22 protein-coding genes are annotated in these 22,373 nt (G+C 26.5%); all 22 read left to right on the forward strand.

The genetic code is table 11. The features are described from left to right. Positions 1-22 precede the first annotated feature (22 nt). The 22 genes from E7L17_RS11635 (at position 23) to E7L17_RS11740 (ending at position 22,357) form a co-directional block, all read left to right on the forward strand. A complete protein-coding gene (locus E7L17_RS11635; protein WP_042398885.1) occupies positions 23-865 on the forward strand; it encodes a class C sortase in 843 nt (280 codons plus the stop codon). Continuing rightward, positions 846-1,595 carry an LPXTG cell wall anchor domain-containing protein gene (locus tag E7L17_RS11640; RefSeq protein ID WP_052330678.1) on the forward strand — a complete coding sequence of 250 codons (750 nt, stop codon included), beginning with the start codon at positions 846-848 and terminating at the stop codon, positions 1,593-1,595. The genes E7L17_RS11635 and E7L17_RS11640 overlap by 20 nt, the downstream gene beginning before the upstream one ends. Next, positions 1,583-2,317 carry a class B sortase gene (locus E7L17_RS11645; RefSeq protein ID WP_052330677.1) on the forward strand — a complete coding sequence of 245 codons (735 nt, stop codon included), beginning with the start codon at positions 1,583-1,585 and terminating at the stop codon, positions 2,315-2,317. Before E7L17_RS11640 ends, E7L17_RS11645 begins: the two co-directional genes overlap by 13 nt. Positions 2,318-2,692: 375 nt before the next feature. Beyond that, complete coding sequence (locus E7L17_RS11650; RefSeq protein WP_042398880.1) at positions 2,693-3,067, forward strand: hypothetical protein; 375 nt, start codon at positions 2,693-2,695, stop codon at positions 3,065-3,067. 160 nt (positions 3,068-3,227) lie between these two features. Continuing rightward, positions 3,228-3,710 (forward strand): PcfB family protein, encoded by a 483-nt coding sequence (locus E7L17_RS11655; protein WP_042398877.1) that lies wholly within the window; start codon positions 3,228-3,230, stop codon positions 3,708-3,710. Beyond that, the gene (locus E7L17_RS11660; RefSeq protein ID WP_042398874.1) at positions 3,710-5,464 is read left to right on the forward strand and encodes a VirD4-like conjugal transfer protein, CD1115 family; all 1,755 of its coding nucleotides are present in this window, start codon (positions 3,710-3,712) and stop codon (positions 5,462-5,464) included. Before E7L17_RS11655 ends, E7L17_RS11660 begins: the two co-directional genes overlap by 1 nt. A gap of 16 nt (positions 5,465-5,480) precedes the next feature. Beyond that, positions 5,481-5,684, forward strand: a complete 204-nt coding sequence (locus E7L17_RS11665; protein WP_042398870.1) for a hypothetical protein — start codon at positions 5,481-5,483, stop codon at positions 5,682-5,684. A 31-nt stretch (positions 5,685-5,715) separates the two neighbouring features. Then, positions 5,716-6,549: a VirB6/TrbL-like conjugal transfer protein, CD1112 family gene (locus tag E7L17_RS11670; protein WP_042398866.1), complete on the forward strand. Its 834-nt coding sequence runs from the start codon at positions 5,716-5,718 to the stop codon at positions 6,547-6,549. Between the two features lie 12 nt (positions 6,550-6,561). Then, complete coding sequence (locus E7L17_RS11675; RefSeq protein ID WP_052330676.1) at positions 6,562-7,065, forward strand: PrgI family protein; 504 nt, start codon at positions 6,562-6,564, stop codon at positions 7,063-7,065. Continuing rightward, complete coding sequence (locus E7L17_RS11680; protein ID WP_078061333.1) at positions 6,965-9,415, forward strand: VirB4-like conjugal transfer ATPase, CD1110 family; 2,451 nt, start codon at positions 6,965-6,967, stop codon at positions 9,413-9,415. Before E7L17_RS11675 ends, E7L17_RS11680 begins: the two co-directional genes overlap by 101 nt. Next, entirely contained in the window at positions 9,415-11,772 is a 2,358-nt protein-coding gene (locus E7L17_RS14960) for a glucosaminidase domain-containing protein (RefSeq protein ID WP_410470665.1), read from the forward strand. The genes E7L17_RS11680 and E7L17_RS14960 overlap by 1 nt, the downstream gene beginning before the upstream one ends. A gap of 47 nt (positions 11,773-11,819) precedes the next feature. Continuing rightward, positions 11,820-12,020 carry a hypothetical protein gene (locus tag E7L17_RS11690; protein WP_042398862.1) on the forward strand — a complete coding sequence of 67 codons (201 nt, stop codon included), beginning with the start codon at positions 11,820-11,822 and terminating at the stop codon, positions 12,018-12,020. A gap of 100 nt (positions 12,021-12,120) precedes the next feature. Continuing rightward, positions 12,121-12,483, forward strand: a complete 363-nt coding sequence (locus E7L17_RS11695; protein WP_042398860.1) for a hypothetical protein — start codon at positions 12,121-12,123, stop codon at positions 12,481-12,483. Between the two features lie 16 nt (positions 12,484-12,499). Continuing rightward, positions 12,500-13,111 carry a hypothetical protein gene (locus tag E7L17_RS11700; RefSeq protein ID WP_052330674.1) on the forward strand — a complete coding sequence of 204 codons (612 nt, stop codon included), beginning with the start codon at positions 12,500-12,502 and terminating at the stop codon, positions 13,109-13,111. 65 nt (positions 13,112-13,176) lie between these two features. After that, positions 13,177-15,255 carry a type IA DNA topoisomerase gene (locus E7L17_RS11705; protein ID WP_042398858.1) on the forward strand — a complete coding sequence of 693 codons (2,079 nt, stop codon included), beginning with the start codon at positions 13,177-13,179 and terminating at the stop codon, positions 15,253-15,255. A gap of 34 nt (positions 15,256-15,289) precedes the next feature. Beyond that, positions 15,290-15,586, forward strand: a complete 297-nt coding sequence (locus E7L17_RS11710) for a hypothetical protein (RefSeq protein WP_042398856.1) — start codon at positions 15,290-15,292, stop codon at positions 15,584-15,586. Between the two features lie 60 nt (positions 15,587-15,646). Next, a complete protein-coding gene (locus E7L17_RS11715; RefSeq protein ID WP_316323367.1) occupies positions 15,647-17,560 on the forward strand; it encodes a CHC2 zinc finger domain-containing protein in 1,914 nt (637 codons plus the stop codon). Next, on the forward strand, positions 17,550-18,527 hold the full coding sequence (locus E7L17_RS11720) for a hypothetical protein (RefSeq protein WP_042398853.1): 978 nt from the start codon (positions 17,550-17,552) through the stop codon (positions 18,525-18,527). Before E7L17_RS11715 ends, E7L17_RS11720 begins: the two co-directional genes overlap by 11 nt. Next, complete coding sequence (locus tag E7L17_RS11725; RefSeq protein WP_042398850.1) at positions 18,511-18,735, forward strand: transposon-transfer assisting family protein; 225 nt, start codon at positions 18,511-18,513, stop codon at positions 18,733-18,735. The genes E7L17_RS11720 and E7L17_RS11725 overlap by 17 nt, the downstream gene beginning before the upstream one ends. 487 nt (positions 18,736-19,222) lie before the next feature. Then, positions 19,223-21,055, forward strand: a complete 1,833-nt coding sequence (locus tag E7L17_RS11730) for a hypothetical protein (RefSeq protein ID WP_042398847.1) — start codon at positions 19,223-19,225, stop codon at positions 21,053-21,055. A gap of 478 nt (positions 21,056-21,533) precedes the next feature. Next, the gene (locus E7L17_RS11735) at positions 21,534-21,866 is read left to right on the forward strand and encodes a MarR family transcriptional regulator (protein WP_042398844.1); all 333 of its coding nucleotides are present in this window, start codon (positions 21,534-21,536) and stop codon (positions 21,864-21,866) included. A gap of 35 nt (positions 21,867-21,901) precedes the next feature. Beyond that, positions 21,902-22,357, forward strand: a complete 456-nt coding sequence (locus E7L17_RS11740) for a hypothetical protein (RefSeq protein WP_042398840.1) — start codon at positions 21,902-21,904, stop codon at positions 22,355-22,357. The last annotated feature ends 16 nt before the right edge of the window (positions 22,358-22,373 follow it).

Genomic DNA, 22,373 nt, shown 5'->3' on the forward strand with positions numbered 1-22,373 from the left:
ACAATGGAAAGTGAGTGTTGATATGGATGGGAGAAATGTTATTCGTAAGATAATATTTATAATTGGATTTCTAATATGTATATATCCTTTAGGTAGTAGTATTATAGAAAGTTTTTATCAGAGAGAAGCTATAGCAACTTACGAAAATGCAGTTAATAATATAGATAGAGCAGAATTAGAACTAGAGTACAATAAAGCTGAAGAATATAATTCAGCTTTATTTAATTACAAAAATAATATATTAAATACTAATTCAATTAGTGTTTTAGGTGAAGAAAGCTATAATAATATTCTTGATATGGGAAATGGAATAATGGGAAGCATTGAAATTCCTAAAATAAATGTTAATCTTCCTATATATCATGGGACATCTGATGAAGTGCTTTCAGTAGGCGTAGGACATGTTTACAACAGTAGTTTACCTATAGGGGGAATTAATACTAGAAGCGTTCTAACAGGGCATAGAGGACTTCCTAATGCGAAATTATTCACTCGTTTAGATGAAATAGTTGAAGGCGATTTATTCTTCGTTAGAATACAAGATAAAACATTAGCTTATAAAGTGAATAATATTGAAGTTATTGAGCCTGAAGATATAGATGCAGTAAATATTATTGAAGGTAAAGATTTAGTATCTTTAATAACGTGTACTCCTTATGGAATTAACACTCACAGATTAGTTGTTACGGGTGAAAGAGTTCCTTATGAACCATCTGAATATGAGAGTATTGAATCAAATAGAATGTCTAATAGAGAAATACTATTTGCTAGTATTCCTTTTATATTTTTAACTTTAGCAGTAGTTTTAAAACTAAGTGATAAAAGAAGAAAGGAGAGAGAAGGGCATGAAGTTAAGGAAGATTAATTATATATTAGCTATGGCTTTATTAGTATCTTCTATATCAGCATCAGCAGTTAATGTTTATGCTGATACTATTAATAATATCAATAGTAGAGCTATAATAACTGATTCTGTTGTAATAGATAAAGAAGATAGTGGAAGTACATTAGTGCCAGGAGATATACTTGAAGAAGTAAAAAGTGGAACTGGTAGTATTACAATAACTTTATCTGATACTGAAGATAATAGAGATAAAGGTAATGTGAAATTTGGATTATCTAAAGTAGCTGATGTTATAAATGGAGAATATAAAGTATTAACTCAATATGAAGCAGTAAATATAGATTTAAATAATATAAAAACTGCTACAGATTTGGAATTAGCAGCTAACTTATTTAAGAAGGTAGTAAGTACAGATAATATATTAACAACTGATAAAAATGGAAAATGTACTATAGATGATTTAGATGTAGGAGTATATTTGCTATATGCAACAGATATTTCAAACTATGAAAACATAACACCATTTTTAGTATCAATTCCATCTTGGAATGAAGCTGATAAAACTATGTCTTATGACATAAATGTTATTCCCAAACATACTAAGATTATAGAAGAAGAAAAACCTAAAGTACCAGCAACAGGATATGATAATAAAGCTTATTTATATCTAGGGGTAGGGACTTGTTTATTAATAGGTAGCAGTATTTTATTTTTTGGAGTAGGGAAGAAAAAGAAAAAATGCGAAAAGTAATAGCAAGTATATTATTAATAGTATCAATAGTGTTTCTATATAAGGGGTTTGTTGAATTTAGATATATGATATCAAATAAAGCTAAAAATCAAAGTCTTAGAGAAGTAGCAACAAGTGAAGTTGTTAATGATCCATTAGATAGAATTATAGACTTTGAGAAATTAAACAGTATAAATAAAGATATAAAGGCATGGATTTATGTTCCTGGAACAAAAATTGATTATCCTATATTGGTTGGAGAGTCTGATGAAGAATATCTATATAATGATATGAATAAAGAATATACTCCTTTAGGTTCAATATTTTCTTATAGTGGAACAAACTTTACAAAAGGGAATACATTTATTTTTGGGCATAATATGGCTAGTAGTCAAATGTTCGGTGAACTTAGAAAATATATAGATAAAGATTTTTTGAAAGAGCATAGATATTTATATATTTATACGGAAAGAAAAGCTATGAAGTGTGATATATTTTCAATTTTTATAACAAATGAAAATGATGATATATTTAATGGAGAATATGAACTTGGAACGGTAGAGTATGTATCGTTAATTGAAGAGTTAAATAAAAGAAATAAGTATAGTGAATATAGTTTAGAGGAATCAAGTATTAATTATTCAACAAGCCAAATATTTAACTTAATAACTTGTTATGGAGCTGAAGGTACAACTGAAAGATTAGTTGTAAATGGAATAGTAGAAGAAGAAAAAATAAGATAAATAATAATATAAGGGTGTTCCCTGGGAACACCTTTTTATTATTCAGTAAATTAAATAAAGCAAGTATTTTAATGCTTATTTTATTTAATTTACTCAATCAAAGTAATATAAAAAAGGAGGATTTGTATGTTTTTAATGTTGGTAGTTTTATTTTTATTAGGGTTTTCAGCATTTGCTTGTGCAATTGTTGGAACGAGAGCTGGTAAAAGGCGATACGATTAATTAATATTTTTTTAGAAAGGATATACGATAGGGGTCAAATAAGTAAAATAAATTTATTTTATTTATTATTATAAGATGTATGGAAGTTAAAAAATATTATAGATAATTTTAAAAGTGTTCCCGAGGAACACTTTTGTTATGGAGGTTTTTGAAGTGGATAGAACAGAAATTTCAATAGGAGTAAGATTAATGAGGGAAACATTAATTGACTTAGAGAGATATATAGTAAGTGAAGGATTGCATAGATATAGGATAAAACCTTCACAAGTAGCAACAATGATTGTAAAGGATTGGTTAAATAAACCTATTTTAGATAAATCTAAATTGATATATGGAAGAATTAACAATGAGCCTAAGATAAGTAGATTAACAGTAAAACTTTTAGAGGAAGAAAATATTAAACTTTACGAAATATATGTTAAAGAATATATAAGAGAGTGTTCATCTGTTAACGTGCTAATATACAATATAATTTTACAATTTTTAGAGAATAAAGGAACACTAAGTATATTAGATGAATTAAAATAGGTTTGTAATATTACAAGCAATTTATCAAAGGTATAGTAATATTAGAAAAATTTTTCAAAGTGTAAAGGGTGTTCCCGAAGGACATCTTTTTATAAATATTTTACAAAAGAACTTCTGACAGGCAATAGCCGAGAGTTTTTTTGCGAGAGGAGGTGAGTGTATGCTAGGAGATGAAGTAGGAAATAAAGCAATAGGGGTTACTGTAAAAGCATCACAGATTACAGCTAAATTAGTATTAGAGGTGATTAGATCTATAGCAAATGATAAATATAAGGTTGTTAATGGAAAGCAGAGTTTAAAAGAGTTGAACAAAAAGGGAAAAGCTTTAGAAAATGTAAATATAGATAAAGCTGATTTAAAAGCAATTCAAAGGCAGCTAAAAAAAGATGGAATTGATTTTGCAATAAAAAAGGATTCTTATAATGAAGTTTTCAACCTATATTTTAAGGGGCAAGACATCAGCCAAATTGAAAAAATATTTAAGGATTATGCAAGTAAAAATTTTAAGGATTTTAAGAGAGATGAAAGAAAGGAAGTTAAGGAGGTTGTAAAAGAAGCTAAAGTAAAAGCTGAAGAGCATAATAAGGAAGTAGAGCTTAATAAAAATGAAAAACAATTTGTTAAAGATAGAGGGGATAGATAATGAAAAAAGAAAAATTAATATTCACTTCTATAGCATCAATAATAGTATTTTATATATTTAATAGAATAGCTTTTTTGTATCAAAGTTTAGAAGGGGATATACTTACCAAAATTAATTTTATTATGGATAATTTGAGTAAATCTATCCTGGAAAACATATTTTTTATAGATAAAACACCAGAATCCATATTGATAGGTCTAGTTGGATTGATAGGTGTTTTTTTAGTGGTTTTATATAATTCTTTTACAAGAAATAATAGATTAGAAGGTAAGGAGCATGGTTCAGCAGAATGGGGAAGTGCGACTGATATAAAACCTTTTATAGATAAGAATTATGAAAAAAATATGTTACTAACTGAAAGTGAAAGAATATCAATAGATACAAGAAAAACATTGCGAAATAATAATATTCTTGTTGTAGGTGGTTCAGGTTCGGGGAAAACAAGATTTTTTGTTAAACCTAATTTAATGCAGTTACACACATCTTATGTAATAACTGATCCTAAAGGGACTTTATTACCTGAATGTGGAAAGATGTTATTGGATGCAGATTATAATTTAAAGTATTTCAATACAATAGATTTCTCTAAATCTATGCACTATAACCCGTTTGAATATATAAGAAAAGAAAAAGATATTTTAAAATTAGTAAACACAATAATATTAAATACTAGTGGAGAAGGTGAAAAATGCAAAGAGGACTTTTGGATAAAAGCTGAAAGATTGTTATATCAAGCTTTAGTAGGATATATATATTATGAATTACCCAAAGAAGATAGAAATTTTAGCACTTTACTGTATTTATTAAATCAAATGGAAGCTAAAGAGGATAATGAAGAATTTAAAAATCCTATAGATATAATATTTGAAGATTTAGAAAGTAAAGATGAAGGTCATTTTGCAGTAAGACAATATAAAAAATATAAACAAGCTGCTGGTAAAACAGCTAAATCAATATTAATTAGTTGTGGTGCTAGGTTATCACCTTTTGATATTAAAGAGCTTAGAGAAATAACAGAGTATGATGAACTAGAACTAGATACTTTGGGAGATAACAAACAAGCTTTATTTATTATTATAGATGATACAGATAGTACATTTAATTTTTTAGTTGCTATTTTATATACTCAAATGTTTAATGTCCTATGTAATAAAGCAGATAACGAGTATAAAGGAAGATTACCAGTTCATGTTAGATGTCTTTTAGATGAGTTTGCTAATATAGGTCAAATTCCTTCATTTGAAAAATTAATAGCAACTGTAAGAAGTAGAGAGATATCAGTAGTTCCTATAGTTCAAAATATGGCTCAAATAAAAGGATTGTATAAAGAACAAGCGGGAACTATTGTAGGTAACTGTGATACTACCCTATTCTTAGGAAGTGGGGAAGAAGAAACACAAAAATCTATATCAGCTAGAGTAGGTAAAACAACTATTGACCATACTGCAATAAATATAAGTAAAGGGCAATCAGGAAGTTTATCATTAAATAATCAAATTATAGCAAGGGATTTAATAACGCCAGCAGAAGTTGGGTTGCTAAAGACAGATGAATGTTTACTTTTTATAAGAGGAGTAAAGCCTTTTAAATCAAAGAAATTTAAAATAGAAAAGCATAAAAGATATAAGGAATTAGCTGATTATAGTGAAGATAATAGATATGATGTTTTAAAAGAAAAAAATAAAGATATTTTAGATGAAAAAACTGAAATTAAAGAAATTGAATTAACTGAAGAAATAAATAATTTAGTATAAAAAAGGAGAGATAAAAATGGACGTAATGAATCAAGTTTTACAAATAATAATTAAGTTCTGTACTATAGGTGGAGGACTTTGGTGTGTTTGGGGAGTAATTGTTTTAGCAGGAGCATTAAAGGATAAAAATGGACCAGCTTTACAAGGTGGGATATGGCAAATAGTAGGTGGAGGAATGATAGTTGTAGCTGCACAATTATTTTCATCTGTTGTTGGCTAAAAAAATTAAAAGTATTTAATAGGAGGATATTATGGAAGAATGGATTGTAAATACGATAATAAACATGATTACGAATGTTACATCTGTTGGGAGTGATCTAATAAAAACTCCTGAAGAATTCAATGCCACAATCTATACAGGGATTTTAAACATTCAAAAAAATATAATAACTCCAATAGCATTAGTAATTCTAGCAATATTTTTATTGCTAGAATTGCAAAGTATAACCACAAGAACAGACACTATGGGTGAAAGGGGATTTGAAATCCCCTTTAAAATAATGATTAAGTTTATAATATGTAAAACTGCGTTAGATATGACACCTTTAATTTTATCAGCAATATTCAATGTATCGCAAGAAATTATTGTAGGTATAAACGGAATATTTTCAGGGAGTGGAGGACTTGATATTGGAAGTGCTAGAGAAACAATAGAGCAGTTGGTTAGTAATGCAGATTTTTTAGAGAAAGTTTTAATTATGATAAATGTAGTTATAATAAATACTATTTCGTTTATTAGCAATATATTAATAACTGCAATAATATATGGAAGAATGATAGAAATGTATGTCTTTATAGGAATAGCACCATTACCTATGGCTACTATACCTAATGCAGAGCAGAGTTCAATTGCAAAAAACTTTTTAAAATCTTTTACTGCGGTATCTATACAAGGAGTTTTGATGTGTATTTCAATTGCAATAATGGGAATTTTATTTAGTGGAATAGTAACAATAGATCCTTCAAATATAGATTCAACAAATTTATTGAGTTTGTTATGGGAATGTACTGGATATTCAATTATAACAGTATTTGCATTATTAAGTAGTGGTAAATGGGCTAAGTCAATTTGCAATGCTATGTAAGGGGGAACTAGAATGTCAGTAGAAGTAAGAATACCTAAAGAGATAACAGAATATCAAGAAAAAATAATGTTTGGTTTAAGTGTTAGACAGTTGGTATGTTCACTTATTGCAATTGTTATAAGTGTACCAAGTTATATTTTTTTAATGAATAAAATAGGACAAGAATTAACTGGATATATAGTAATAATAGAAGTTGTGCCATTAATAGCAATAGGTTACTTGAAACCAAAAGGATTAAAATTTGAAAAAGTTTTGATAATGTTTTTGAAACATCAATTTGGAAAATCAAAAAGGAATTACAAGACAGTAGTTCAAGTTGATTTATTGGAAGGAGGATATGAAAGTGATATTAAGAAAAAAACAACCCAAAAGTCAATTAGAAGAAAGGTTAAAGAAGAAAGAGAATATAAAGGCTTTGAACCAAGCAAAAAAGATAGAGAAAGAAAATTCAAAGAAATTAAGAAACAAATTAAAGGGGCAAAACGAGATTTCAGACAGAGAAAGAAAGGTAGATAAAAACTTTCTTAAATCTTTAAAAGTTCCAGCAACAGTTCAAAACACTATAAGATATAATAGAATGTTTGAAGATGGAGTTTGTGATGTTGAGGGTGGAATATATTCAAAAACTATAAAATTTTCAGATATAAATTATCAAATTGCTAAAAGAGATGATCAAATAGATATATTCTCTAGGTACTGTGAGTTCTTAAATTATTTTGATCCAAGTATTAATGTTCAAATTACTATAAATAATAGAAGAATAGACCAGGAGGATTTTAAAAAGAGAATTTTATTATATACGCCTAAAAAGGATGATGGATTGAATAAATATAGGTATGAGTATAATCAGATGCTTATAGATAAGGCTTTAAAAGGGCAAAATGGTATAATAAGAGAGAAATATCTTACTTTCTCTTGCGAAGCAAGTAACTATGAACAGGGAGTACAAGTTTTATCAAGAATAGAGGCTGATGTACAAGCAAACATGAAAAGATTAGGGTGTATAAACTCGGTTCTTTCAGGAAGTGAAAGATGTGAATTTATACACTCTATTTTTAATCCTGATGAACCATATAAATTTGAATATGAATACTTACTTGAAAATAGTTTAAGTACAAAAGATTTTATAGCACCCGATAGTTTTGACTTTAAAGATAAGAGAAGTTTTGAATTTGGCAATAGATATGGACAAGTTGTATATTTAAAAGATTTACCTTCTGATTTATCTGATAAGCTATTAAGTGAACTTTCAGACTTAAATTGCGATTTAACAATTAATCTACATATAAATAGAGTTTCACAAGATAAAGCTTTGGATTTAGTTAAGAGTAAAATTGCATTTATGGAACAACAAAAAATAGATGAACAGAAAAAAGCTATAAAAGCTGGATATGATCCCGAGATGATACCGCATGAACTTAAATTTAGTTTACTTGAAGCTAATGAATTATTAGATGATTTATTAAATAAAAATCAAGGTATGTTTAAAAATACAATTTTAATATTTACTTCAGGAAAAACAAAGGAAGAGTTAGAAGAAAATATTTATCAAATATCATCAATTTGCAGAAAGAACAATTGTAAAATAGGATATTTAGATTATCTTCAGGAGGAAGGGATTAATTCAACTTTAATTCTAGGGAAAAATTATGTTGATATAAAGAGAACATTAACTACTGCTTCTACAGGTATATTTGTTCCTTTTACCACTCAAGAATTGTTCCATAATAATGGGACTTATTATGGGTGTAATTCATTAAGTAAGAATTTGATTTTAGTAAATAGAAAAAATCTTAAAACTGCAAATGGATTTATTTTAGGTTCTTCAGGTTCGGGAAAATCTTTAGCAGCTAAAAGAGAAATTGCAAATGTACTTTTAAGTACAAATGATGATGTAATAGTAATAGATCCTGAAAGAGAATATACTCCATTAGCTAAGGGAATTGATAATGATGTTAAAACTAATGGTTTTTATGGAGAAGTAATAAAAATATCTGCTGGAAGTAATAATTTTATTAATCCATTTGATATAAATTTAGATTATGCAGACGATGATAACCCAATATCATTAAAATCAGAGTTTATATTATCTTTATGTGAAATACTTATAGGGGGAAGATATGGATTATCTTCAGCTCATAAAACTATAATAGACAGAACTGTTTTATTAACTTATGAAAAATATTTTAATAACCCTAAGAAGGAAGATGTACCAACATTAAAAACATTTTATAGTAATTTAGTAGAACAACCAGAGCCTGAAGCAAATGATTTAGCACTTGCTTTAGAGATTTATATAAATGGTAGTTTAAGTGTATTTTCACATCATACCAATATAGATATTAATAATAGATTTGTAGTATTCGATACTAAAGATTTAGGTAAGCAGTTAAATACTATAGGAATGTTAGTGGTGTTAGACCAAATATGGAATAGGATAACTCAAAATAGAAAAATAGGTAGAAGAACTTGGATATATATAGATGAAATATACTTACTTTTCAAAAATGAATATTCAGATAACTATTTATTTGAATTATGGAAAAGAGCAAGAAAGTGGGGAGCCATTCCAACTGGAATAACTCAAAATGTTGAAGATTTATTACGAAGTGATAATGCAAGAAGTATGTTATCCAATAGTGAGTTTATATATATGTTAAATCAGGCTTCTTCTGATAGAGATGAACTGGCACATTTATTAAATATATCAGACCAACAATTAAACTATGTTACTAATTCAGATCCAGGACATGGATTGATATTTGCAGGAAATGCAATAATACCATTTGAAGATGATTTCCCTAAGAAAACAGAACTTTACAAAATGCTTACTACTAAGATTGAAGAAGTAACAGCGGGTGTTTAATGAGTATAATAAAAAATGGTTCAAGGGACTTAGTTAAGAATAAAGAAAGCACTTCTATATATGGAAGTGCTTCTTTTAAATTAGAAGGAAAAAGTATTATTAAAGATAGTGAGTATAATACGGAAATAAATAAGTCTTTTGTTAATAGATCTACTAGTGAGCAATCTTTAGATAAAGTTATAAATAATGAAAGAATTTATAAAGGGAATAATGAATCTTTAAATAAACCTCAATATTTTAAAAATGGATATGGAGATACTGGTAGTAGAAGAGAACTAATAAGTAGGATTGAATACCCATATAAAAGTAGTCAATATACAAGAGCAACAATAAAAAGAGAAGAAAGAATTAATGATAGAACTTACTCTTTGTTGAATGGAAAAGAAAATAATTATAAAGCAAGAAAAAATAGTCTTATAGATGATAAAAGAATAGATTCTATAATAAAAATAAAGGAAGTTGATACAAGAGGTAATAGTTTAAGAAAAAATAATATTACAAGTAATATTACTAAAAGAAGTGAATCAGTAATAAGAGAAAATGGATTTAAAAATAGTGCTAACTATGTAAATTCTAAGCTTGATGGGATAATAAGAGTAAGAGAAGAAAGAGTATCTGAAACAATAATAAAAAGAGATATATCTGAAACAATAATAAAAAACAATATACCTAATATAAAGAATTATGATATACAAGGAAATAGAAGAAAGAGTTTAAATATAGTAAGAAATGATAAATTAAAAGCAAAAGGAAGATATACTAATTTAATAGAGGATTTAAAATATACTAGAAGTGTAAATTTTTCAAGAGTAAAAAAGGAGTTCTTTAAAGCTAGGTATATAAGGACAATAGTAGACAATGGAATTGATAATTTAAATAGTTCAGATAATGATTATGGAAATACTTTAGCAAAAGAAAAAATGTATAGAATTGTATCAGCTCCAAGAGATTTAATAAGAGCTGGAAGAAGTTTGAAGAGAGCTTATAATGGAGCAAGGTATGTAAAAGATGTATCAAAGAATTTAAAAAACATTTCTGACATAAAGTCAATTAAACTAAAAAGAATTGTTGGAAAAGGAATAACAACTAGCTTAATAAATGAGGTTAATTCATTAAAGGGAAATGAAAATATAGGAATACAAAGCATTGTAAAAACTAAAGATACATTAGTTACTACTAAAAATACTTTAAGGTATAGTGCGAAAGCTACTAAGAAAGCAACTAAATTAACTAAAAATACTTTTGATTATGGAGCAAGAGGAATAAAACAGGTAAAGAAATTCACAAAGTTTGGTTATGATGCTGGAAAAAAACTAACTATTATGGCTACAAAACTTTTCTCTAATCCAGTAGTATTGAAGGTATTAGCTGTATTAGGAGCAGTAGTAGTGGCATTAAGTTTAATAGGAAGTATATTTATAGGGTTTATAAGTATTTTTATTGGAGAAAATTCAAATATAGATTTTGCAGTTCCTAATGAAGAACAAAGAGCATTTATATTAAAATTAGTTCCAATAGCTCAAGATAATTACAATGATTACGGGATTTTTCCATCAGTAACAATAGCACAAGCTATACATGAATCAGCGTGGGGAAAATCTGACCTTTCAGTAAAAGCTAATAATTTATTTGGAGTAAAAGCTGATAGTAGTTGGAAGGGACAAACTATTGATATGCCAACACAAGAACATATAAATGGAAGTAATATTACTGTAATGGCAAAGTGGAGGAAATATGATAGTTTTGAGGATTCAGTAAAGGATCATGGAAAGTTCTTAAAGGAAAATCCAAGATATGAGCAATCAGGGGTTTTTAAAGCCAAAGATTATAAGGAACAAGCTTATGCAATTAGAATGGCTGGATATGCAACAGATCCACAATATGCAAGTTTAATTTGTAATATTATAGAGTCATATTCATTAAATATTTATGATTTTAAAGTAGGCGATGGAAATAAAGTAGTTGAAAGAGCTATCACAACGGGTATGAGTATTGTAGGAAAATCACCTTATGTTTTTGGAGGAGGAAGAAATTCTGAAGATATTGCAGCTTTACGGTTTGATTGCAGTTCTTTTGTACATTGGTGTTATGCAAATGCTGGTCTTAATTTAGGAGATTATAGAAGCGTAGTAACTTGGACATTAGTTACTATGGGAAGAGAAGTTAAAACTGAAGAGATGCAAAGGGGAGATTTAATTTTCTTCAATACAGAAGGAGTTGTTAATAATCATGTTGGTATTTATTTAGGAGATAATAAATTTTTACATGATGCATCCACTAATGGAGTATGGGTGAATAATTTAGAAGGATATTGGAAAAATGCCTTTAATGGTACTGTTAGAAGGGTTGTTGAATAGCAAATTAGAAGTTTAGCTATTAAAACTACAAATAAGGAGCGTTTAATATGAGTATTCAAGAAAAGATAAAAGCTAAAGAAGAACAAATATTAAAGAAAAGAGAAAAAATAAAAAAAGAGGAAGAAGGTATAAAAAAATTAGAAAAAGAAATAGAAAACTTAAAAACACTAGAAATAAAAGGATTAATAAATGAAGTAGATATTCCATATGAAGAGTTGGTAAAAATGATAAAGGAATTAAAAAATTAATAGCAAGACTATTCCTGGATAAATTAAATTTTATCCAGGATATTTTTATAGTTAAAGGAAAGATAATAACAACTAAAAATAGATTATGGGAGAGAGTTTGATGAAGAAGTATGGTATTAAATCTAAAGATAACAATGATATATTAATATTCCATGCACTACCAAATGAAACTACAAAATTTCAATGGTATATTTCAGAAAATATTAATGAGAAGGGACAACCTATTGATGGACAAATATATGAATCATATACATTATCTACAGAAGTAATAAAAAGAAAAAGCTTTGAAGGAAAATACTTATATTGTGAGTATCTAGTACAAGGAATAGATCAGTATAAAAAAACAGAGTATATAAAGTTAGATTTAAATATTGATAGTATGGTTAATTCAGGAGTAATTTTTGATGATATTTCAAAATTTGATGAACAAGGTAATATATTAAATTTAATTATAAATAATTAAAGAGGTGTTTTTTTGCATGAAAAAAGAGATATTGGCTCATAATTCCGAAATGGTGGATATAATGTTAAAAGAGTTAAAAGAATATGTAAAATCAAAAGAGGATAATCAAAATGAAAAGATAGTTGAAAAGAAAAAAGCTATTAAAGGAATTAGAAAATATAGATTAGGATATGATTATTTATTTTTACCTAAAAGAACATTTAAGTATAAAGGGGATTTAATAGGTGGAATTAGCATAATGGTTTTATTTAAAATTTATGATGTGAATGGTAACGAGATTTTATTTGAAACAAAAGGTGAAGAGTTGAAAGAGCAGACAATAAAATTAAAAAACGGTGAAGAATGTTATTTAAGTGAGTTATTTTATTGTTCTTTTGATAAAGAGTTGTTTAAAGAGAATCAAACTTTTGATTTTAGTCCAACAATGAATGTAATAATGAGTAACTGTAGGATTGCTATGGAGATTCATAGTTATACGAAAGATATAGAAGTAAGGAAAGTAATTTTAGAACCTGAAAATATAGATAGAGAAGAGTTTAATGATATTCTGTTAAATAATTTAGAATTATTTGATGTAACTGATAATAAGCCAGCTCAGAGCTGTTCTTATATTGCAGTAGAAATTTAAAATCAAAAATAAGAGTATAATGTAATATTACATGTAATACATAGATAAGAAAGGAGAAATTGGGAGTGAAATTAGTAATAGCTGAAAAGCCAAGTGTAGCTTTAGAGATAAGCAAAGTCATTGGAGCAAGTGAAAAAAAGAATGGTTATTATGAAGGTAATAATTATTTAGTAACATGGTGTGTAGGGCATTTAGTTGAAAATGCAATGCCTGAAGATTATAGTGTTGAGTATAAAAAGTGGAATTTAGAAACATTGCCGATAATTCCTGAAGAATGGAAAACAAAAGTATCAAGTAAAACCAAAGATCAATTTAGAGTTATAAAAGAGTTAGCTAATAGAGATGATGTAGAAGAGTTGATTTGTGGGACAGATGCTGGAAGGGAAGGAGAACTGATATTTAGGCTAGTATATAATCAAATAGGAAGTAATAAACCTATTAAAAGATTATGGATAAGTTCTATGACTAGAGAATCTATAGAAAAAGGTTTCTGTAAATTAAAAGATGGGAGAGAGTTTGAAAGTCTTTATAAGTCAGCTTTTTGCAGAAGTAAGGCAGATTGGTTGGTAGGGTTAAATGCAACAAGATTATATACAGGCTTATATAATAAAATGCTTAATGTAGGTAGAGTTCAAACACCAACTATAAATTTAATTGTAAAAAGAGATGAAGAAATTAAAAATTTTGAACCTAAACAATATTTTGTTGTAAAGGCTGATACTGGATTATTTATAGCTGCTAAAAAATTTGATGGAATAACTGAAGCTTATAGTATAGTAAATAAGTGTAATGGTAAAGATGCAATAATAAAAAATGTTATTAAAGAAGAAAAAAATATAAAACCTAGCGGTTTATTAGATTTAACATCTCTGCAAAGAGAAGCTAATAAATTGCTAGGTTTTTCAGCACAACAAACATTAGATTTAGCTCAATGTTTATATGAAAAGAAAATTATAACATATCCAAGAACAGATAGTAAATTTTTGACGGAAGATATGAAAAATGAAACAAAAGATTTAATAATTAATTTAGTAAATTCAAATCTTTTAGGAGAAAATTTAAGGGAAAAGTATGAAATTGAAGCAGTTAAATTAGAAAGCATTATAAATGACAAAAAGGTTAGTGATCACCATGCAATAATACCTACTAACGAAGTTTTAAAGCACGATTTAAGCCTTACAGATAGTGAAGAGAAGATATTATACCTAGTTGCGTACAAGCTCTTAGAAAGCGTTTATAAGCCTATAAAACAGACTAATATAAAAATAGATTTGGGAATAGAAGATGAAATATTTGAGTTTTCAGGAAAACAAATATTAGATAATGGTTTTAAGTTGATAGAAAAATTAATGAAAGAAAAATTGGGTATAGAAATAGAAGAAGATAAAAATAGTTTTGAAGGTGAGGTGAATGTAGGACAGAGATTTGAAAATGTTGAATTATCTTCAGAAGCTAAGAAAACTCAACCACCTAAATATTATACTGAAGATACGTTATTATCGGCTATGGAGAATGTGGGAAGATTGGTAGATGATAAAGAACTTAAAGAATCTTTAAGCAAAGGTTTAGGAACGCCAGCAACTAGGGCGGGAATAATTGAGCAGATAATAAAGAAAGGTTTTGTAAAAAGGGATGGCAAAAAGCTTATATCAACAATAGAAGGAAAAGAATTGATGAAGATTTTACCTGAAGATATAAAATCACCTGAATTAACTGCTAAGTGGGAATATGAGCTAGAGAGAATAAATAATGGTGAATTATCAGAAGGTGAGTTTTTAGAAGAAATAAAAGTATATATAAATAGCCTAATAAATAATGCTAAAGGAAATTTAAATAAGGAATTTGTTAAAAGTAAAGAAAGAGAAATTATAGGTAAATGTCCTAGATGCAATAAGAATGTTTATGAAGGGAAATTAAATTTTTATTGCGAAGGTGGAAAAGAATGTGGATTTACACTTTGGAAGCAAGATAAATTTTTTACTAATGCAAAGAAAGAAATAAATAAAAGTATTGCAAAAAAATTGCTTAAAGATGGTAAAGCAGAAGTTAAAGGATTATATTCAGTAAAAAAAGATAAGAAATATGATGCAACTGTAGTTTTAGAAGATACAGGGAAATTTATTAATTTCAAGTTAGAGTTTTGATGATATAATAAAATAAAAAACTATGGAGGAAGAAATGAGAAGTATATTATTAAAAACTATTTTAAGCATACCATTAATAGTTTTAAAAATAATAATAATAGTATTTGAAGGTATGAAATCAATAATAGAACGTATTGGAGGATTTTTTCTTTTATTATTTATTATACCTACTATTTGGACTTTGTTTAAAAAAGATTATTATACTTTTTCAGCATATATATTTGGAATCATATTTGTAATTTTGATGCAAATAGGAGCAGAACTTATATTGAGTACTCTAACTTGGCTATATGAGAAAATATATATATACAAAATGGAATTAGAAGGATAATTAACACCAGGAAGATACCTGGTGTTTTATTATTGTTTTTTTTAGGAGGGAGAAGGAGGAATGTATTATAAGATTGATGAAATTAAAGCAATACCGATACAAGATGTATGTTCTCATTATGGAATAGTTTTAAAAGCAAAGGGTGAGAACTGGTGGGGACGACTTAGAGAAAATGATAGGACACCATCTTTTTCAATAAATCCAAGTAAAAATATATGGAGAGATTGGGGAATTTCAAAAGGGGGAGATGTAATTTCCTTGGTAAGTGAAATAGAAGGAGTAGATCAAGGGAAAGCAATATTGATTTTAGGAGAAAGGTTTGGCATAGAGCAAGAATATACTACAGAAAAAGTATCTGTATTTCCTACATTTAATCAATTTAAAAGTATAGGGATTTTTTCTAAAAGAGCTATACAGAATTTAGATATTAATTTAGAAAAACAATCAATAGAGGAAATTGAAAAGCTTGAAGAAAAATTTGAAATATCTATGCAAGAATTAGCTAATGTGGATATAGAGGCTTATCATAGAATATTAGATTATAAAGCGTTACCTATTTTATATGAATACAGAAAAAATACAATAGATGCTTTTATAAAATATATTAATTGTGATAATTATAAAGATCTACTTGTTTATGAGTTAATTTTTAATGAGTTTCAAGATGAATTAAATGAAAAGGTTGATATTTATAATAAAGCTAGATTAGATGGAATAAATTTAGATGAATTGAAATTTGATATAAGTAATATGAATGACATAAATTTTTCTGATGAAGATATAAGCAAACTAAAGCAGGATATCAAGAATTTAGAAAGGATATCTGATAAATTGAATTTGAATGATGAAATAAATTATCTTATAAATGTGAAAGAAAATGTAGTGAAAATTTATGAGGGATTAAAAAAAAACGGTAATTACTTTTTAAATAGTGTTGAGTATGAAGTTATGGATAATAGTCAGCAGTTAAGAGAGGATAAGTTTTTTTATAAAACTAAAAAAAGACTAGTAGGTGATGAAAATATGGTATATGAAAAAAATATAAAATCTTCTAATGAAGATAAAGTAAAAGAATTAAGTGAAAAACTTGAAGATGGAATAAAGGATTTGTTTGAGAGTGATAAATATAAAAACTTTTTAAAAGTAATGTCTAAGTTCCATAATTATTCGTTTAGAAATTCTATATTAATAATGATGCAGAAACCAGAAGCAACTTATGTAGCTGGATTTAATAAGTGGAATACATTTAAAAGAAAAGTCAATAAAGGTGAAAAAGGTAATTTCATATACGTAGATGGCAAAAAAGTTATAGAAGAAGTAGAGCAAATAATTCCTAAATATAAAATAACCTATGTTTTTGATATAAGTCAGACTAGTGGAGAGCCATTACCAAGCTTGACTGAAGAGTTAAAAGGGAGTGTAAATGATTATAGTAATTTTAAGAAAGCATTAGAAAATAGTACAAGTTTTAATGTTGCATATGGAAGCATAAAAGGAGAAGCAAAAGGATATTGCACACCTGCTTTAAAAAGAATTATGGTTAAAGAAAATATGTCAGAAGTTCAAACAATAAAGACGCTTCTTCATGAAATGGCTCATGCAGAGTTACATACAATAAAAGATGGAAAGAGTAGAGAAACTAAAGAAGTTGAAGCTGAAAGTATTGCATTTATAGTTAGTAATTATTATGGAATAGATACATCTGATTATAGTTTTGGATACTTAGCTGGATGGAGTAGTGATAAAGAGTTAGGGGAACTTAAGAAATCTTTAGATACAATTCAAAAAACTGCTGCTTCTTTAATAGATAAAATTGATATTAATTATAAAGAGTTATTTAAAGATAAAGAAATTAAAATAGACCATGATAATAAAGATATTAAAGAGATAATTTCAGAAGCTAGTAAAAAAGCTGAAGATCATAACAATAAATTGGAGAATAAAGAGAGTAAGGAGCGTAGTTATGAAATTTAATATATTGGAGAAATTAAAGGAAATATTCTTAAAAAAATCAGAATATAAAACTGAAAAAACTGATTTTAATATAAGTGAAGAAAGTAAGTTAGAAAAACTAAACATAGGAACTTGTATAATGGATAATGAAGAAAAAGAGAAATTTTTAAGTATTAATACTCCAAAATTAGTTGAATTATATGAAAAAAAAATATCAGAAGAAGATAAAATGTTGATGGAGAAGCAAGGATTAAAGTTAGATACTTTTGTAGAAAGATTTAAAGATGAATTAAATGATCATGATTTTATAGAAGGAAATTGTGCAGTATTTTCATTTGATGATTTCTTAAAAATAGAATTATCAGGTTATTCAGAGTTAGATTTAAAAAGAGATCAAAATTTTATAGATTTACAAAAAGAGAAGGGATATATTGAAGGGAGAATTATTGACTTAAAAGAAGATATAAAATATTCTTCAGAAGAAAGTCAACATCAATCTATTGAAGAGTTAAAAAATGAGTTAAAATTATATGGAGAGTTAAATGATTTTCTTAGTAAAGAGATAAATAAAGTTGTTGGTAGTGAAATAGAGCAGCTAGAATATAATGCTAAAGAATATACAATGAAAGATGACTTGAAATTAGAGGATGGTTCTTTTATAAAGGGAGGAACATCTTTTTTTGTTGAAGGATTTAAAAAAGGAGAGTTTGAAGTTCACTTTGAAGCTAGAGAAGATAATACATATATTCCTAATGATGGAGAAGGAAGTGGGTATTATTTTAGTGGAGAAGAAATAGCAAGATATTTTGATTTAAATAAGACAGTAGATTTAGTAAGAGGAAAAGAATTAATAAATGATAATATGAAATTAGATAAAAATAATAGTAAAGATATAAAAGATATAGTTGAAGATGCGAGTAAAAAAGCTGATGATTATAATAATAAATTAGAAAAGAAAGAGGGAAAAGTAAATGAAAAAGAGCTTTAATAAAGAAGAATTAACTATTATGAGTTTTTATAATTGTGATGATAGAATTAAATTAATTAATCAATTGGAATCTGTAGTAGAAAATGTAGATGAAGTTGAGATTGAATCTGAAATAAATGAAATTGTAATAAAGCTTAAAGGTATGACGGATGACGACTTTAAAGAAATTGACTTTAAAAATATTATAGAAATTGAAGAAGATATATAAAATTTAAAAGTAGCAGTAAATAAAATTTACTGCTACTTTTTGCCTAAATTATATTGTTTTAATTCTAAAAATGTAATATAATTTAGAAAAAAGAAGAATTTCTTCTTCATATTTCAAGTCCGAACGATAAATTAAAATGTCGCCAAACATCTTAATTTATATAACTGAAACTGGTAAAGCAACTACCAAAAAACAGAGTGTTGGAACTTTAAATTCATTTTATGCTTATATTCTAGCATAAGGTGAAAATTTGTGCAATATAAAAAATAACAAATTGACAGGAGGAAACCAAAAGAAGTTTTGGGATAATTTTCAATTTGATTTTAAAGAGCATAACATAAGTTTTGATATATAACTCTTAGGTAGAAATACCTAAGAGTTTTTTTATTGTCGGAAAATATTACGGAGCAATTTAAATAGATAGATTGTGGGGAGGGGGAAACTATACCAAAAATCATAATTTATCAGATGAAAGGAGGGAAAAACTTTGAAGGATAAAGGTAATTTTATAGAGCAAATGTTTATATATAATTTGATAAATAAATATGGCGAAGTTCAAAATTATTTTGGGATTAATGAAGTAGTTTCAGGAGAATTTTCTCAAAATAGAGCTGAAAAAAAATATGAAACACATATAGAAAAAGTATTAGAATATCCAATAAAAAATAGATGGAATAAAGAACTTAGTCATATGAGCCTTCAAAGTTTTTGTACCTTCTTAAATAAACAAAATAGAAATTTAAGAACTGAAGAATTAGATGATAGATATTATCCATTTACACTTGAATTTGAATCATCAAAAAAGAAGGAAAATTTTGATGTATTATTTGAAGTAGCTCAATACCTTCAGTATTTAATGAAGGAATTAAATGTAAATGAAGAAGATTTTACTATTATAATAAATAATTCAAAGTCAGTTTATATAATGGTTAATCCAAAAGTATTTGGATTAAAGCCAAGTAAAAATGTACATAGAATTTATACAGAAATGTATAAAAGAATAAAAGAAGAACTGGGCTTAAAATTCGTAGATGAAAGCGTAGTTAATTCAAGCTACAGATTAATAAAAACTCCAGGATCTTATTATAAGGGTGGATATGTTAATTATGTTTCAGTAGATGAATTTATGCACTTAATGACAGGTCATTTAACAAGAGTAAAATTAACTAAGAAACAAAGGGACATAAGAAAATTAATGTTACCTGGTATTCAATCAATTGCAATGACTAGGCTTTATGAAAAGGCAAAAAAGAAAGTTGAAAAATCTATAAAAGAATATAAAAATAAAAGCACTAAAGTTTTAAATTTACCAGGAATGGAATGTACTAGAGAGTGTGTGAAAGCACTAATAAATATGCCAATAATGGATAAAGGGAACAGAAATAATTTCTTAGTAAGCATAGCATTAGGACTAAGTGAAGCTAATTATAGTGAAAATGAAATTAAGGAAGTCCTAAGAACAAAAGCTATAGAATGGAAACATGATGAAAGTTTAAGAGCAGTTGAAAATAAGTATAAATCATTGAAAAGAAATGGGACTAATTTTTCTTGTGATAAAGTAAAAATGCTTTTTGAAGAAGAAGGATTAAGCCTTGGTTGTAATGTCTGTAAAAAGGCAATAAATAGCATCTATATTGCAAGAAATATAGTTGAATCTATTTATAACAACAAGGGATCAGTACGCCATTATAGAGCTTATTTAGAACTAGAAAAACAAAATCTTTTTGGTAGATACTTTAATATAGCTGAAGTTGGAATAAAAGTAGCAACTTTAAAAGAACTAGCAAAGAAAGTGAATGGAACATTAGAAAAGAAAGAGGGATTATTTAAGTTAACTGTAAAGAGAGGAAAGGCAATATATAGATTACCACTTAATTATATAGAAAATGCAGTTGATATATTAGATCAAAAAATAGGAAAGGTACTAATGTTAATAGTTAAAGCATATTCAAGCAACTCATATGGAGCATTTATAAGTTTAGGCGTTGTAAAAATTGCTGAATATTTAGCTTTTAAAAATGAAAGAAGTGTATATAATTTTTTAAAAGAATTAGAGAAGTTAGGATTTTTAACTAAAAATAAAAATGGAATAACATTATATTATAAGAGTAGAAAAGTAGTAAATTTAGAAGAAGAAAGAACAAATAGAAAAGAAAATGCAAGAGTTATAGAAGGAACTAAAGTAGTAAATGGATTACAATTAAAATTTGAATTTGAAAAAATAGAAGCTGGTACAAATCTGCAACAAATAAATTTTGAAAATTATAAATTCAACAGAATTGAAAATAATAAGGAGATTAATAGAGGTTCACCACCATGATAAAAAATTAATGTTCGTGTTTTATGGCTAGAAGTTTCATGGCCATAAAACTTTTAAAGAAATATTCCAGGATAATTTTAATAGAAATACGAATAAAAATATAATTGATATTAATAATGTACAAGCTGTCTATAAGCCTATATAAGAAGAGTAAATTTAACAGGTATTAGAATATTAAAGTGCTATAAAAAATTCTAAAAATAAGATTTAAAAGAAAATAAGTAAAGGAGGTAAAAAACTAATGAAGGTAATTTCCAAAATAAGTAATTTTCTCGTATTCATGAATAATTTCATAAATATAAAACATCTTAAACCATTGAAATTACTAGCTTTGATATATATTTTATTTTTAGACATTTAAATATAATATTTTTATATAGGGTTCCTATAATTTGTTGTTGGTTATTCTTATATATTTTTTATTTACTACTAAGGAACTATGTTATAAAAGTATTCTAGGATTTAGGAGGTTTAGGTTATGACAAAAAAAGATAATTTAAATAAATGTTTATTAGAAGATGTATCTAAAATTAAATTTAAAGGGATCTATGTTCCTAATTTATATGTTTTTGATAAAGATTTGAATAGTAATATGAAGCTTATATTATTTTTGTTGTTATATATAAATAAGTATTATGAAAATAGGATAATTAAAGTTAAATATTTAAGTAGTTTGCTGGTTATAACTGAAACAACAGTATCAAGGGAATTAAAGAAACTTGAAGAGTTAGGATACATAAAATCAGAACTAGCAGTTCATAAAAATATAACTTTAGGTAAAAGGTATTATGTACAAGTTAAACCTATATAGACTTATATTTAAATAATATTAATTGGAGGGAAAAAATGATAGATGAAAATTTAAGTTGTAAAGAAATAAAAATATTTGCTATGAGTAAAGATGAACCAAGGTTTAAAAATAAAGCTTACGCATATGTTCAAAGAGAATTTTTTTTAAAAGATTTAGTTAATGAAAAAGGTAAATTTTTATATTATAGAAATGGAATGAATATATCAGGAGATACGCTTGTTTTATTTAAGTTTGATAGGCAAATAATTGCAAGTGCAATAGTAAAAAAATCTAAAAAATTTAAGATACCTGAAGTTAGGCACGGAGTTAATCATAATGGAGCATTATATCTTGATATTTCAACTATAGAAGTATTTAGGCCTATTAATATAAGTAAATTATTAGAAGAAATACCTAATTTAAATTATTCAACTAGAGGAAATAAGATAGAAATTGAGAATTTAGATATAATTATACAATTAATTAATAAAAATATTGGCTTAACGTTGTAAATTCAAATTTTTCGGA

It is taken from the genome of Clostridium sp. (assembly GCF_032576335.1).
In the GTDB taxonomy this organism is placed as follows: Bacteria; Bacillota; Clostridia; order Oscillospirales; family Acutalibacteraceae; genus Faecalispora.